Source organism: Nostoc sp. FACHB-888, assembly GCF_014696655.1.
Classification (GTDB): Bacteria; Cyanobacteriota; Cyanobacteriia; order Cyanobacteriales; family Nostocaceae; genus Nostoc.
Genome location: NZ_JACJQM010000034.1, coordinates 57,335 through 72,742 on the forward strand (window position 1 = coordinate 57,335; position 15,408 = coordinate 72,742).

Here is a 15,408-nt window from a genome sequence, read left to right on the forward strand (position 1 = left end):
GATTAAATAATAAAATAAGACCTTGACCCTGTACTAGAAATATTAACCCATGTCAATTTTGAAAAGAGTTCCTTGGGTGTCTTTGGCGCTAGTACTGCTTAGTTACAGTACTTTGGGCTGGGTAATATCTGAAACACGCGCTCCTTTATTTGTGTGGCTGGTGACAGTGGTTGCTATCTTACTTTTAGTAGTAACGTTGACCATTCCTTGGCTAAAAATGACATATTATTTGAATGTTTTGTTGAAATCAAATACTAGGTCTTTCGGCGTTGCCGTTTTAGCAGCTTTCTTGTTTTTTATTATGATTGCTTGGTTTCGGGTATTTCTTGATACTTTACTCATCATTTCGGCAACTATATTAGTCAGGATAGACTTTCAGATGGCAGGTCTTAGAGAAGGGCTAGCCTTTTGGACTACGTCTACCTTTTCATTGATAGGTTTGGCTTTGGGTGCGCTAATTCACCAGTTAATATATTTTTAAATTCCGCTAATGTTATCTTAAAACTTTGACGAGACGCTACGCGTAGCTTGCTTCCCCGCAAGGGTACGCTAACTAACGCAAAGTTACAAGATTTTATCGCAGCTTGCTATGATGCTTGTGAGGTAAGAAAAGCTTTGGCGGTCAAGTTGGTTTACTTAGATTACTTGTACGAATAAATCCAAACTATTTTAGATGTGTCTTTAGGTTCGATAACAGGTTGGAAACAAGCATATAAGCAACATGGAATTGATGGACTGAGGTTGAATTACACTTGTCGGTATCAAAAGTTCTAGCTTTCTCTAAATCCCCCAATAAATTGGGGGACTTTGATTCCAGTTCTCCCCTTAAAAAGCAGGACTGTTTCATTCGATAAGGTCATGATTTTGTCAAGAGTAGTCGCTGTGAAATTTAGGAAAGTGGGAAAAAGAAAAATTACCACTTCAATGGATAAATATAAGTGCGTTGGCAAAGCCTTGCCGAAGGCATCGCCATTTTCTTGTCCAATCAGATTTTTTACTCACCTGATTTTTTTGCTTGAAACGCTTGCAAATCAACGCCTTTTAGGGAATCAAACAGCCCTGCTTTAAAAAGGGGTTAGGGAGGATGTAATAGTGCCTATCACAGCAAAATACTTTTCAAACAACCTCTAAGTGAGAAGTATTAACACCTCAAACCTAGCTGTTAATTTAGAAAGTGAAGGTAGTACGAAGTACACCCACGGTTGTTGTATCGTTATTGCTATTACTTTCAGGATTAAAAAGGACAAATGCACCCGGAGTAATGCTGATATTGTCGTTAATCCGAAAGCGGTAGTAAGCCTCTAAATGGTATGGAACAGCCCTGTTTACACCTGCGGGTGCGAGAGTAGCCGCACCACCAGCATCGGTGCGATATAGTGGCTGACCAAAAATAATACCTGCATTGTTCCCCTTTTGAAATAAATCGTTGAAATGAAGGCCTGTCATCCAACTGGTAAAGGTAGTAGAAGCATCAATTTTCCCAGAAGAATCGTCAACAAAAAATGCCGCGCCATAACCAGACAAAGCAATGTTTGGAGTAAATCGCCAAGAAACAGTTCCACCAACAGAGTTAAGTTTTACAGGTGTTCCTAAATCAACACCTGCTAAAGCACCGATATCATTAGTAGTTAATCCAGTGCCAAGAATGTTTATCTCGTGATAGCTATTGGCATAATTTAGACCAATATCTATAGAAGTGCTTGGTCTAAAAGTTAATTGAGCTGCTACTACACTACTACCCGCAAATACGCTAGATCCCAAAGGTGTTCCAGAAACTCCTGGTTGTACTTCGGCAGCTTGTTGAGGAATGTTAGCGTTTGCATTACCGTACAAAGCTCTAAAATCCAGTTGGTCTGAAATGTTAAAAATAAAACCAGCAGCAGATGCTAAACCAGAACCAGAAGTACCACCAGAAACACGCACTACAGGGTTCAAACTGGCGAAGCGAGAAATTGCCTCTTGTCCTTCACCATAAAAAGGAGTAACAGGAGGAAAAGCATCCGACACTTCCGCAGCAGTCCCACCAAATAATGTCAGTTTATCAGCAACCGGAAAGATGTAAAGCAACTTGTAAAGCTGAAGAGAGTTAGCACCGATTGCTGTTAGTGTTTTGGGATCAACCCCAGGAAATTGAGGTTCAAAACTAGTACGAGCGCTGCTAGAACTGAGAATTGGTGATACTAGTCCTAAACTCTCTTGAAGGCTACCACTTCCATCAACACCACCTAAGAAATTATATGCTTGCAACCCAGTAATCAGTAAGTCTTTACCGGTGAAACTGGTGGTAAGATTTAACCGGACTCGGTTTGTCAGGATAATATTAGGGTCATCCCGATCTGGAGCGCCTCCTGTTGCACCAAGAGCTGAAATAATTACTTCACCACTGAGTTTGGTCGTTGTAGAAAACTGATTGGCCTCTAATTGAGCGGTGCGAGCTTCCACAGCATCTACTCGACCTTGCAATGTAGCTAATTCAGCCGAAAATTCTGCAGTTTTTGCAAGGTAGCTAAATCTTGTTTTGTTACCAAATCACTAGTTGCGGTGGCAATTAGCTCATTTACCCGATCTAAACAAGCATTCAAACCTGCGGCAAATTCATAACGAGTCAGCGCTCGGTTCCCCCGATATGTGCTGTTTGGATAGCCAGCAATACAACCATAGCGCTCGACTAGAGATTGTAATGCAGCAAAAGCCCAATCTGTAGGTTGGACATCTGATAATTGCGATACAGATGTTACCTGTGCTAACAAATCTCTTCTAAGAGAGGGGCGGGAAAACTCCGAAGTAGTTTGAGAAAAATCACCAGATGGAGGCAGTGTTAATTCAGAACTTTTATCATTCTCGTTGATTGTTCTAGAACTAGCTTGATTTTTAAAATTGGCTCCTTTTTCAGAAAACTTTATAGTCTGGGTATTATCTACACCTGTTTTAATTACTCTTATCGCCAGCACAGGTGACCATCCACCAAGTAAGCACAGAAAAATTACTCCACTAACAGAAGCTAGGAAATTTATTTTCACCGTTTCTCCTTACAACCAACAATATGTATTTCAAAGCATTGTTTGAAATACAAAATACACCTTTATTTATTAAAATATAGTTTGTGTAAAAAAAGAGAGCTTTTAGTTTTTTATATCTACTAATAAATTTATAACCTGCATAGTAATTCCTAATTTTAAATAGATATTTTGTAGCTATTTATATAATTCTAATAACCATGATTTATTAAACTTATAATAAAATTTTTATATCGGTTTTCTGCCCTTGTGAGGATACAAGAACGACACTCTCCTCTTTGATCTTCCAGAGGGGGCTATGATGGATGCACCTCATCTGATTAGGAAACCCTGTATATACACTTTTTATCTATTTCAGAAATATATTTTGTTTGAGTATTAAAAAACAGGTAATTATAAGATTACATCTTAGTGCTTGATCAAGCAAGTATCTTAGAATAATATTGCTGCTTTCTCAACAATATTATCTTTTGTTTGGTTTTAAATATTACCATTTATCAAACTAAACTAAGTAGCTTACCATCACAATCAAGCTTTAGTAAGCAATTTGCTCAAAACTACTATTTATTATAAGTAACCAACTTTACACAAAGAATGAATAATATAAGAAGTTTCTTAACTCATCGCAAGGCTTCCGACACGCTCCCGCGAACGCTCGTTTTCATAAAAAGCCGTGGGAAAATCGAAGTCATTAGCCATTAGTCAAAAGTCATTGGTAAGCTATTACGCCTTCTCTACGTGACGCTGCGCGAACGTAAAAGCAAGCTACGCACAGTGTCTCGTAGGAGCGTCAAGATTGCTGATTCGTAGATTCTGAATTCTTCTTTAATCCAAAATCTAAAATTGAATTACTCGTCAATCTGCCATGAATCCTTAGTTAATTCTTCATCCAGAATTTTCTTAGGACGCACAATGATAATAATTTGTCCTAGTAAGGGAATTTCTGGTTCAGTTTCAAACCACTGAAAATCTAATTCACCACCATTTTCAACGACAAAATAGCTAGAGGCATCCCATTCTCGTTTGGCACGATCTACCACAACTACAACGGGACCCATTTGGCTTTGGTTTTGGATGGGGAAGCGATCGCTATTCGCTAAAATCACTACTGGATCTTCTGCCGCTAACAGCACTTGCCAACCTGGTAATGGTATCCAAGCTTGCTCTCCAGAAAACTTAACCAGGCGAAATGGTTCAATTTCTGTCAATATCGGTACAGCTTGCAAGTCTTGTCGTGATAATGGCAGATCGCCTACCACGGGCAATATTCGGGGTAATTGTTCTTCAAATTCCAGACGGTAAAAGGGTAAAATTGGCGCTGGACGCTGGGGAGCAGTAGTAAAATCAGTCAGTAGCTGTTCGATTTTTTGCCTTGCTGCTGGCGTGTGAGCAAAGCGTAAACCTTTGGCGATCAGGCGCGATCGCTGTTGTAAATCTGCATTTTGGCGTGCCAGTTTCCAAACTTGATGAGCAACGGCATCCCCAGGATGGGCAGAAAACCCTTCTGGCAAAGTGCGGAAATAGGAGAACTCCTTAAGTGCTTTTGCTATATCTCGTGCCTCATCAGCATCAACGTTGTGGACGAAGATCAGTTCGGCGGCGGCGGCGCGTTCTTCTTGGGTGAGCAAACGCAGTTCGTATAAAACATCACTGCCGCGTTTGGCATAGTGCGATCGCGTTTCTTCCGATACTCCAAACTTTTCCAAAGAATTGTAAACTTGGGAACCAACAACCACCTGATTTTGTTGAATCGGCTCAAATCCAGTCGCCTCAAAAATTTCTTGGGGGTTGTAACCGGTTTTTAGCAACGAGGCGATCGCGGCTCCCCATTCCACCCAGTTACCTTGTTTTTGTCTCAGCCTTCGCAGTAATTCTTGCGCTACATCGTTGGTAGCATTTTCTTCGGGATTCTGAGCGTTGGGTGGTAGATCAGTCATAATCGGAGTGCGAACTTCAACTTGAGAGGTTGATTAATACCTTATGAGCAAGTCTTATTCTAATCTATGAACTACCCAGACCTACTGTCTTGAGTTCATTTGTAGAAACTTTTAATTTTGTGAAATACAGATCGTAAGGACGCACAGCTAGCTGTGCGCCCCTACTAAGCGTTCCATCCAAAAGAGGTTAGCGTATCTTCTTATCCATATGGAAACCACCATATTTAAACTTATTTAGTTGATTCTTCTTATGCAATTTTTTCTAACTCAGATATTTGGACAGGCAAATATCCTCTGTAATACTCACAGTTATTGTACTCAAATATGCAAGTTAAGTCAGTAAAAACCCTAGATAAATTTCGGCTATTCTCAACTAAGCTTGGTATGGAATATAACAAGATAATGAATATTTAAAGGAAATATCTTATGGATAAGTCCAGCCTCGAAATAGATAAACTCCAATATCAAGTTATGACTCTAGAACGACCAAAAAAACTCAAAATCCTCGTAGTTGACGATGAACCAGATAATCTCGATCTGCTTTATCGCACCTTTCGACGCGACTTTAATGTTCTGAAAGCTGATAGTGGGGTGAACGCTCTACAAGTATTGGCAGCAGAAGGCGAGGTAGCGGTGATTATCTCCGATCAACGGATGCCAGAAATGAAAGGAACTGAGTTTCTCAGCAAGACTGTACCTCAGTTTCCCGATACGGTTAGGATAATTCTCACCGGATTTACTGATATTGAAGACTTGGTAGAAGCAATTAATGCCGGGCAAGTCTATAAATATATCACCAAGCCTTGGGACCCAGGAGAACTGAAGGCAGTGGTGCAAAGAGCAGCAGAAACCTACGACTTGCTCAAGCAACGTACAGAAGAATTACGCCGTGCTCATGCTCAAATGGCGCTGCTAAGTGTTTTGGTACAGGTAACTCAAGCCGCTTCTAGCTTAGAAGAAACTCTCGATCCAATTACCAGGGCTGTAAGTGAGACTTTTGGAGCAGAAGGCTGTATTCTCCAACTTACAGATGGAAATACTCTGATTGCAACTCAAGGAACTTACAGTGATACAGGTACAATAGAGAATTGGCTATCTGTTGACCCACTGACAAAGGAAGCGATCGCCACCGGGCAAATGCAAGTTTCCTTAAATATACTTAAAGACACTAAACTAGCTGATGCTATTCACTACCAAAATACGGGCGTGCAAGCACATTTAGTTATCCCAATTAGCTACCGTCATCAACTTTTGGGCGTATTGTCGCTACAGTGGAAACAACCTTGCACTTTGCAAGAAGATGAATTAATGCTAATTAATTTATTAGCCGAACTGGTAGCGATCGCTCTTACTAGTAGTCGCTGCGATCAAACCACTGTGTAGTTGTCATTAATCATTAGTCATTTGTCCTTTGTTAAAAACCAATGACTAATGCTCAATACCCAATGCCCCATACCCAATGAGTAACGAAATTCAGTCCATTTTTAACCGTATTGCCCCAGTTTATGACCAGTTGAACGATTGGTTGAGTCTGGGACAGCATCGAATATGGAAGGAAATGGCAGTGAAATGGAGTGCAGCTAAATCGGGTGATACTGCATTAGATTTGTGTTGCGGTAGTGGTGATTTAGCCTTACGTTTGGCACGGCGTGTAGGGGCAACAGGACAGGTCTACGGAGTAGATTTTTCCCCCAACCTGCTAGAAATAGCTAAAGAACGCTCCCAAAGTCAGTACCCGCAACCTGCGTTGGCAATGCCTGCCGTAGGCATCGCTTGGATAGAAGCCGACGTGCTAAATTTACCCTTTGAGGATAACCAATTTGATGCCGCAACAATGGGCTATGGTTTAAGAAATGTTAAAGATATTCCCCGTAGTCTCCAAGAGTTATACCGGGTTTTGAAGCCGGGTGCTAAAGCTGCAATTTTGGACTTTCATCGACCGAGTAATCCTCAGCTACGTGCCTTTCAGCAGTTGTATCTGGACAGTTTTGTAGTGCCAGTTGCCAATTATTTAGGGTTAAAAGAAGAATATGCTTACATCAGTCCCAGCTTAGACCGCTTTCCCGTCGGGAGAGAGCAAATAGAGTTAGCGCGTCAAGTTGGTTTTGCTGTTGCCACACACTACCCCATTGCGAACGGTATGATGGGAGTGCTAGTGCTTAGTAAGTTAGGAGTTATTAGTTAAAAGTTATGAATTATGAGTAGTGATAAATTCTCATAGAAAATTTATCATTCTTAACTCCTAACTCTTGTACAGACGCGATTAATCACGTCTCTTCTAACTCCTAACTTTAAACTCTAAACTCTTAACTTTTTTAATTCTTCCCTTGGACTGGTCTCATCTTTGGCTTTATGTGTCTCCCCCGGTACTGGGTGGAATTATTGGCTATTTCACAAATGATATAGCCATCAAAATGTTGTTCCGTCCTTACCGAGCAATTTACATTGCTGGACGAAGAGTACCCTTTACCCCTGGATTGATTCCCCGCAACCAGGAACGTCTGGCATTGAACATTTCCAAGACAATCATGGGGTCACTGTTGACACCACATGAATTGCAAAACTTGGCGCGACGTTTGTTGCAAACAGAACGCGTACAAGGAGCGATTCTCTGGTTGTTGCAGATGGCAATTGAACAAATAAAAACAGATAAAAACGAGAAAAGTGCCAAAATTGTGGCGGGAATTTTGCGGGATTTACTAGGGGAATCTTTGCCACGGTTACTCAAAGTTTTGGCGCGACGTGAAGACTTTTTGGAAGCGCAGATCAATCAAATTTTTGACCAGATATTGCTGGAATTTCAATTGAGTGAAGAACAAGCGACGCGGCTTGCTGATTGGTTGTTGCAAGCAGTTTTACCGCCGGATGTGCTGCGGCAGACAATAGTTGATTTTTTGACTGATCGCACAATTCAAATTATTGATGAAGGCTTCCGCGAAAAAACCAGTGGGACTTATTGGGTAGTAGCAAATTTGTTTGGCTTACGTAATACTCTCACGCGGTTACGGACTTTTTGCTTGGATGAAAAAGAGGCTACCAATACTCGCTTGCAGGAATTGACTCAAGATTTGCAAATGCGCGATCGCATTAGGAAATTACTGCAAAACTTATCATTACAAAACTTGCCAATGGGGACGGTGCGCCAACTGCGAAAGACCACCCGCGAAAGTGTCCGCCATTACCTGCAAGACAGCGGCAGCGATTTTTTGCAAGGATTAACTGATTCTGTTGATTGGGAAAATATTGCTGTAGTACTGCTGAATCGTCTTAGTACTTCACCTGTTGTCAGTACTTCTCTAGAAGTCATGAGTCAAGAGTTGGCTTTAATATTAGATAAGTATTTGGAAAAAGATTTAGAAGTTATTGTGGCGCAAGTAATTCCGATTTTGTCAATAGATCAAGTGATAGTTGACCGGGTAAAATCTACTTCACCGGCTGATTTAGAAGCTGCTATCGAAGGAATTGTAAAAAATGAATTGCAAGCGATTGTAACTTTAGGTGGTGTTTTGGGTTTTGTCATCGGGTTATTGCAGACAGTGTTTTTAATATTTAGTCAATATTAATTTTATATTTTTGACTGTAAATTTTTATCAAATTAGAGTTGCAAGTTGCCCAGATTGTGAAATGCGTGAAATTTCGTTTTTATTTGGTAATTACTGCTAAATTGGCTACACATTCAGGAAATTGACGCTTTAATGCTGGAAACACAGGGCAAGGAGCTTGTTCTTGTAAATTCTCTGGTTTACTCCAAGTAAAAGGGGCTTTCTGTGATGCTGACATCCACACCAGACGCTTTGCTCGTGTCATGGCAACGTAGAGTAAACGGTACTCCTCAGATATTTTCAAGTGCTTTGCTTGTTCCCATGCTTGTGTGACATCTGGTATTGTAGATTCTCCGTGGAGAGCAGCACGAATTTGGGCGCGGGCTACTTCTGCTAAGGTAAAATCCCCTAAGAATTGGCTTTGGGGAGGAACCCAAAATCGACCAGGAATCAAGTTTTCGTGTAGGAAGGGAAGAAATACATAATCCCAATCCAGCCCTTTGGCTTTGTGCATGGTAATAATAGTTAGTTGACCGCGACGAGTGTAACGTTCTTCCGAATCTTCGGTTTCCACTGGTTCAAACCGTTCAGAACTAACGATTTCACTTAAAGCAGACAGCATTCCCCCCATTGAACTATTGCCAGCTATCTGCTGGTTTACTCGTTCTGCGAGTTTGTCAGCAGTTGCCAATTCTGCTTGGTCATAATTTAAAGTCAAGGCGAGAAAGGAAATTAGCTGGTACAGAGGCAATTCCAAGCGGGCACGAAGTAAATTGCGACACAAGCGAGCGGCTTTTTGGACTGTTTCTGGCTGGGGTGCTGTTAGGGGACCAGGATACAAAAATTCTTCTGGTAGACTAGCAAGGGCGTTAAGGTCTTGGGTAGGAATTAATTGGCGCTGTACTAATGCTTCTAATGCGGCTTTGAGATAATCGGGGGAATGGGGACGATCGCAAAATTGCAGTAATGCTAAAATTTCTTGGGGAACATGGGAACGGCGATCGCGTTCTCCTACATCGTAAAGTGTAATTTTATGCTCTTTGCATATAGGCGACAAAGCCTCTGCTAACCATCTTCCTTGGCGATTTTCTCGCACTAAAATCGCTGCACTATTTTGCGTTGGATCTTCACCAAATAACTCGATTACTCTTTGAGATAACAATTCAACGGTGTGATGAATGTCACGTGGAGTATAAAGTTCTAATCCCTGTCCTATTGGTGCTGGGTTGGCATCCTTTTGCGGATCGCCAGTTTCAACAGGGCGAATTGTCTGCAAGCGAAATGGTACTTGTCGGTTGTCAGGAATCTGTTGTCCGTTATTGGTTTTTGCTAATGACTGATTATTGATCCATTTGAGGGCAAAGTTAGCGGCTTCAATGATAATTCTAGTACTGCGACCAGCTTGATCCATTGTTGCTAATCGTTCGATGCGATCGCACTCTTCGCAAAATTGCCGAAAATAAATCGGATCGGCTGGGGTAAAGGTAGAGTTAATCGCTTGGTTGGGATCACCGACTCGAACTAAGTTGAGTGAGGAGTGAGGAGTTAGAAGTGAGGAGTTACCTGCTTTATCCCCATTACTAGCTAAAATTTCTAATAGCTGCGTCTGTAGGGGGCTAGAATCTTGGGCTTCGTCTTCAAAGACGGCAAAAACTTGATTTTGCTCGATGCGACGGGCGCTGTCGTTTTCTAAAACGCGCAGTGCGGCTAAAATCATATCGTCGTAGTCGATGAAATCACGCGATCGCATTAAGTTTTGATATTGCTCATATAATCCCGCAGCTACACTCAAAATTGCATATTCGTCTGTAGTTTGTTTACTCCACTCCCGCAATTTCTCTGGCGAGATCCCAGAACTTTTTGCCTCATGAATTACTGTATTAGCTAATTCCGGTAATACTTCTGTTCGTAGCACCGATTGACGACGCAACCTTTCTGTCTCTTCTCCGTCAAATTGATGACCTTCTAATAACCGCAAATATATTCCTGAATTATTTGCAATCCATTGCTCTACGGCTGTTCGGATAAAGCGATGACTTTGGGTCGGTGTAATTAATGTGACATTATCTAGCTGCAAACCTGATAAATCAGAATGGCGACTGGCAATGTTCAACGCTAGACCGTGTAGGGTATAGACAAAAAAGCCCGTTTGAGGTAAAGATAATTTCTTTAAGTCTTTGCGGATCTTCGCTTTAATGTTGGCAGCAGCAGAGCGAGTAAAGGTGACAACCACCAATTGACGGCGCGAGGATGAACGTTCATATTGACGGGCGATCGCGATCGCCGCCGCCGCCGCCATACCAGTAGATTTGCCTGCACCAGGAACGGCAGAAATAGCTAAAGGGCCAGATTGCCAGTCAGCCATTTGTTGTTGTCCAGGACGTAGACTGTTGCGAATTGCTAGAATCTTCTGTCGCAGGTTAGGAAGAGGCGATCGTTCAGACAATTCTGAGTGGAGTAACTCTTGAGGCACAGTAACGGTAAATTTAGAGTCTGACATATCAAATTTTATATTTTTAAGAAGAATTCTCCAAGCAGAATTCAGCAATCTTTTAGTGGTGGATTCTCAGCCGATTTTTCTAGGATTTTGCGGCGTTCCAGTCCCTATCTAGACTAATTAATTACACAGCTTTGGTAATCAAATATTCTCACGTTAAATAATTTTTTATGAACAAGATAAGGATCGTAATTTTTGTGTTTTTATTAATACTAGTGTTAAGCGTAGCACACCCGGCTTTTGCATCTGTATGCCGCTATTATGTCTACGATGGGCTACGCCACCAGATTTGTATTCTCAGCATCAACCGAAGTGCTAAAAATTATTGGGAATACAGGGCAGGCGTTAGTGTGGATGGAGTGAAAAGGCCCACTGAGGTCTACAATTGTCATCAAAGAGTCAAGGTTCAACAAAATGGCACTATTTTGCCCTTTGAGCAAAAAGATCCTGGTGAGATGATATGCAGCTTTTTTAATTCTTCTCGACGGAAAACACGCGCCAAATAATAAAGACCGTAAAACCTAGATAGGCGAATACTGTCAGCCATTCTTGCCAGTTAGCAAATTCATTATTCATCAACAACAGCCGAAAAATCAATAATATTTTTAGATCCTACACGCTGACGCTGCCAGTCGCTTGCTGTATTTTGAAAGATAACAGGTTACTCAAAAATTCTTAGCGGATTTTCCGGAATCGATAACAGCAAAGTGGTATCACTTATCAGAGCATCGATATTATACTTAACCTCTATAACTAACCTTCGGGGAATATAGCCCCATTATTTCTGCTCAAAAGCCTGGTCTTCATGATCGGGCTTTTGATGTTTATACCCATTAACTTACGCATGAGTAGCGGAAAAACGTAGATGTAAAGTGGTTACTACAGAGGGATAGAGAACACAGAGAAATGAGAGTTTGAGAGAGTTTTTGCCTCATTCCTCAGTTTTAGGCGGGCAAGTCAGGGTCAGAGCTGATCACAACCCTTGTTTAAACTGTCAGGGTATCAAATAAAACGTTTTTCCAGAAACTTTTAAGAGATTTTATCGGTCTGGTTTTCCAAAATCTACAAAAATCTGCTAATGTTCTCTTCTGCTCAAGGTATTCCCGGATTACCCGATTTGACGCATCCGATTGAACTTGTCCAATTTGGAACCCAGGCGCTCAAAGCTTCACTATTATTAGTATTTTTAGTCGTAGCTTTGGGAGTTGCGATCGCTCTGATCAGTTTTTCTCTCCGTCGAAGCCAGCCGGAACAACTTATATTCATCGGCGAATGGGCTGTTCGTTATTCCCAATTATTGCGGGGATTACAACATTTAACCCTGATATTAGTTTTGTTAGTACCGGGATTTTTTCTCTGTTCAACTTTAAGCAATCGCTATCACCACTGGGAACAAGCAAAGGTGGCTAAAGTGGCTCAAACTGTTGCAGGTGAAAGGCTCGAACAATTTGCCCCCCAAGTGCGCTACTCTATTCAAGAGCCATACTCCTATACCACTCAAGTTGATGGCAAAATAGTCAAGGTAAATGAGACGCGAGAGATTACCCGCTTCTTGATGCTGGCTGGCTCGCAAATTCAAGTCAAGCTTGACCAAAGCGTAGATGTTCCAGGCCGCAGCTCAATTTATGAGGCAAATTATACTGCTGAGTATAAAGTAATTAACCAGCTCAAGGATATTAATAATTTCTTTTTTGAAGCACCGCCACCCAACGGCTACACACTGCTTGAGAGCTACAAAATCGAGCGTGATGGGACTAGGCTACAACCAAGCAACGCGGGTAATTATAATTTTCCCTTCCGCCTGCAACCAGGGCAAGAAACCACCTTTCGAGTCACTTATCAGGCTCAAGGAGGGCCACGTTGGGTTTATAGTGCAACGGGACAATTGCTATCTAACTTCAGCCTGACGGCAATTGCCAACTTTGCTCCGGCTGATTTTGCCAGTGGTATTAAACCCGATGAGATTAAATCTGACGGACGCAGTACGCAATTTACTTGGAAATTTGACGATAATGTTTCAGTCAAAAATCCATTTGGAGTGTTTACCAACACCGAACCTATTCGTCACACTGGCGTAATCCCGCGTCTTTTATTGTTAGCACCAGCAATATTTTTGTGGTGGATACTATTGTTATATTTGTCACTGCCAATGAGTTTCAAAAATATTGCGATCGCTGGTAGTATTTTCTTTGCTTGTCTATTAGTTTTGACCTATCTAGCTCGCGTGATCAATGCTCAGTTGGCTTGGACTTTAATTTCCATCATCTTACTGATTTTGACGTGGGGATTGGGGGCAAGTCGGAGTGCTTCCCTTGCTGCGATTATCTGCACTATTGCTGGAGCAGTGTTACCTATCTTTGGATTATTAGTACCGTTCAGTGGACTCACCCTCAGCCTAGCGGGTTTGCTTTCAGCCGTTTGGCTAGCAGTTCGTCACTGGTATGGCTGGTATTCGCATCCAGAAGACCAAAGATTACAGCTTCAGAAAAACGCTAAATATTAGGTGATTCCGCTATGATTAGCAAAGTTTTAACAAATAGCACTTATGGATAACGATTTACTGGCTTTTTTTGCTGGTGCTGGGTTAGTCGTTTTGTATCTCATTTTTTCTGCATTGACTGAAATGGGAACTAAACTACCCTGGAAGAAATAAGTAGATGGGGGGATGAACAAGGGATTAACACTTATTAAAATCAAAAAAATGTAAATTTAATGTACTAGTACAGCACGGCGTAAAAAAGCAGACCATTAAAAAGCCCTAAAGAGCTTATTCCAAAATGCGTGATCCACAAAAGAACCAGATTAAAATCGAGCCAGCAACCCTCGTATTAATTGTGTCTCTACTAATATTCTTGCCTTTACTGTTTGTTGGTTTTTTATCACAGTGAAGCTCGTGAGGAATACTCAACAGATATATTGTCCTAACGTTTTTCACAAATTGTCAAACGATGTTAGGGCTACACCTTTTTATATCAGGTGCGTCAAAAGTAGTTTAACGCACCATTTTAAAGCGAAAACTACTTAGGCAAAACCTGCCGTAGTGCTGCTAAAAGTTGGTCAACACTTTCTTTACGACTATTAAAGCCCATTAATCCGACGCGCCAAACTTTACCAGCGAGTTCGCCAAGACCACCGCCAATTTCAATATTATGTTCATTCAGTAACTGCCGGGCGATCGCTTTACCATCTACCCCTGTTGGAATACAGACAGTGGTAAGCGTTGGTAGTCTATACTCTTGCTCAACGTGCATACTCAGTCCTAAGCTCTCCAATCCTTCCCAGAGATATTCTACGTTTTTCTGATGACGCTGCCAGGAGTTTGCTAACCCCTCTTCTGCAAGCAAACGTAGTGCTTCACGCAATGCATAATATAAATTAATGGGTGCTGTGTGGTGATAGGTGCGTTCAGCGCCCCAATACTTACCCAGTAGCAGCATATCCAAATACCAGTTTGCAACCTTTGTTTGGCGCTGTTGCAATTTCTCAACGGCACGCGCACTCATTGTAAAGGGCGAAGCACCAGGCGGGCAACCCAATCCTTTTTGGCTACAACTATAGGCTAAGTCAACTCCCCAAGCATCTAAAAACAAGGGAACGCCGCCCAAACTGGTCACCGTATCAACTAACAACAAAGTGCCAAATTTACGACACAAATCAGCAACCCCTTCCAACGGTTGACGTGCGCCGGTGGAGGTTTCGGCATGAACTAGAGCTAAGATGTTTGGACGATGAGTTTCTAGGGCAGTTTGGAGTTCATCAAGGTTGAAAACTTGTCCCCAAGGTTTAGTAATGGTTCGTACATCTGCGCCATAACGTCCAGCCATATCTACGAGGCGATTACCAAAGTAACCAGCTACACCAATTAAAACCACATCACCAGGTTCTACAGCATTGGCGATAGTTGCTTCCATTGCGGCTGTTCCCGTACCACTGACTGCAATGGTAAGTGGGTTTTCTGTTTGCCATACATAGCGTAGCAACGACTGAATTTCATCCATGAGTTCGAGAAACGCTGGGTCAAGATGCCCAACTGGTGAGGTATTCATCGCCTGGAGAACTGTGGGATGGGCATTGGAGGGTCCTGGCCCTAACAGTAGACGCGATGGGATTTCTAAAGGTGTGAGTTCCAAGCGCCCAGAGTCGTTGATTGAAATTGTTTGCGTCATAATCTGTCTTGCCTAGAGGATACTTACCGAATCATAAAGCGATGGCTTCGCCAACACCAGAGGCGAACGCATCACCAATGTTTTAGCGAATCAGAACTTACGCATTGGAAACCTGAAACCTCATTTGCATAGCGCACTTCCCCTAAGAGGATGTTTGAAAAGTCCTCATCTTGGTAGCAAAACGTTTTAGATCCCCCTAAATCCCCCTTAAAAAGGGGGACTCTGATTCCGGTTCCCCCCTTTTTAAGG

The 15,408-nt window shown here is 41.9% G+C and carries 8 protein-coding genes and 2 pseudogenes; 6 read left to right on the plus strand and 4 right to left on the minus strand.

From position 1 onward, the window contains the following. Positions 1 to 49: 49 nt before the first annotated feature. Both H6G26_RS20845 and H6G26_RS20850 read left to right on the plus strand, forming a co-directional pair. Positions 50 to 481, plus strand: coding sequence for a hypothetical protein (locus H6G26_RS20845; protein WP_190731073.1), 432 nt, complete (start codon positions 50 to 52; stop codon positions 479 to 481). Between the two features lie 77 nt (positions 482 to 558). Beyond that, a pseudogene (locus H6G26_RS20850) lies at positions 559 to 750 on the plus strand (helix-turn-helix domain-containing protein); the annotation flags it as partial. 417 nt (positions 751 to 1,167) lie between these two features. On the opposite strand, the pseudogene H6G26_RS20855 reads toward H6G26_RS20850, so the two are convergent. Continuing rightward, positions 1,168 to 3,020, minus strand: a pseudogene (locus H6G26_RS20855) (iron uptake porin). 845 nt (positions 3,021 to 3,865) lie between these two features. After that, the gene (locus tag H6G26_RS20860) at positions 3,866 to 4,954 is read right to left on the minus strand and encodes a RuBisCO accumulation factor 1 (RefSeq protein WP_190731074.1); all 1,089 of its coding nucleotides are present in this window, start codon (positions 4,952 to 4,954) and stop codon (positions 3,866 to 3,868) included. Between the two features lie 426 nt (positions 4,955 to 5,380). On the opposite strand from H6G26_RS20860, the gene H6G26_RS20865 reads away from it, so the two are divergent. From H6G26_RS20865 to H6G26_RS20875, 3 genes are all read left to right on the plus strand, one after another. Then, complete coding sequence (locus tag H6G26_RS20865; protein WP_190731075.1) at positions 5,381 to 6,337, plus strand: response regulator; 957 nt, start codon at positions 5,381 to 5,383, stop codon at positions 6,335 to 6,337. Positions 6,338 to 6,413: 76 nt separating this feature from the next. Beyond that, positions 6,414 to 7,139 (plus strand): bifunctional demethylmenaquinone methyltransferase/2-methoxy-6-polyprenyl-1,4-benzoquinol methylase UbiE, encoded by a 726-nt coding sequence (ubiE, locus tag H6G26_RS20870; protein ID WP_190731076.1) that lies wholly within the window; start codon positions 6,414 to 6,416, stop codon positions 7,137 to 7,139. Between the two features lie 142 nt (positions 7,140 to 7,281). Then, positions 7,282 to 8,517 carry a DUF445 domain-containing protein gene (locus H6G26_RS20875; RefSeq protein WP_190731077.1) on the plus strand — a complete coding sequence of 412 codons (1,236 nt, stop codon included), beginning with the start codon at positions 7,282 to 7,284 and terminating at the stop codon, positions 8,515 to 8,517. Positions 8,518 to 8,596: 79 nt separating this feature from the next. Here the strand turns inward: H6G26_RS20875 and H6G26_RS20880 are convergent, their stop codons facing one another. Then, on the minus strand, positions 8,597 to 10,996 hold the full coding sequence (locus H6G26_RS20880; protein WP_190731078.1) for an ATP-dependent helicase: 2,400 nt from the start codon (positions 10,994 to 10,996) through the stop codon (positions 8,597 to 8,599). A 1,075-nt stretch (positions 10,997 to 12,071) separates the two neighbouring features. On the opposite strand from H6G26_RS20880, the gene H6G26_RS20885 reads away from it, so the two are divergent. After that, on the plus strand, positions 12,072 to 13,496 hold the full coding sequence (locus tag H6G26_RS20885; protein WP_190731079.1) for a DUF456 domain-containing protein: 1,425 nt from the start codon (positions 12,072 to 12,074) through the stop codon (positions 13,494 to 13,496). A gap of 514 nt (positions 13,497 to 14,010) precedes the next feature. On the opposite strand, the gene H6G26_RS20890 is transcribed toward H6G26_RS20885, so the two are convergent. After that, positions 14,011 to 15,159: an alanine--glyoxylate aminotransferase family protein gene (locus H6G26_RS20890; RefSeq protein WP_190731080.1), complete on the minus strand. Its 1,149-nt coding sequence runs from the start codon at positions 15,157 to 15,159 to the stop codon at positions 14,011 to 14,013. Positions 15,160 to 15,408 lie beyond the last annotated feature (249 nt).

Coding starts and splice junctions, on each gene's coding strand:
- H6G26_RS20845 (WP_190731073.1), top strand. CDS start 50: ATGTCAATTTTGAAAAGAGTTCCTTGGGTGTCTTTGGCGCTAGTACTG.
- H6G26_RS20860 (WP_190731074.1), bottom strand. CDS start 4,954: ATGACTGATCTACCACCCAACGCTCAGAATCCCGAAGAAAATGCTACC.
- H6G26_RS20865 (WP_190731075.1), top strand. CDS start 5,381: ATGGATAAGTCCAGCCTCGAAATAGATAAACTCCAATATCAAGTTATG.
- ubiE (WP_190731076.1), top strand. CDS start 6,414: ATGAGTAACGAAATTCAGTCCATTTTTAACCGTATTGCCCCAGTTTAT.
- H6G26_RS20880 (WP_190731078.1), bottom strand. CDS start 10,996: ATGTCAGACTCTAAATTTACCGTTACTGTGCCTCAAGAGTTACTCCAC.
- H6G26_RS20885 (WP_190731079.1), top strand. CDS start 12,072: ATGTTCTCTTCTGCTCAAGGTATTCCCGGATTACCCGATTTGACGCAT.
- H6G26_RS20890 (WP_190731080.1), bottom strand. CDS start 15,159: ATGACGCAAACAATTTCAATCAACGACTCTGGGCGCTTGGAACTCACA.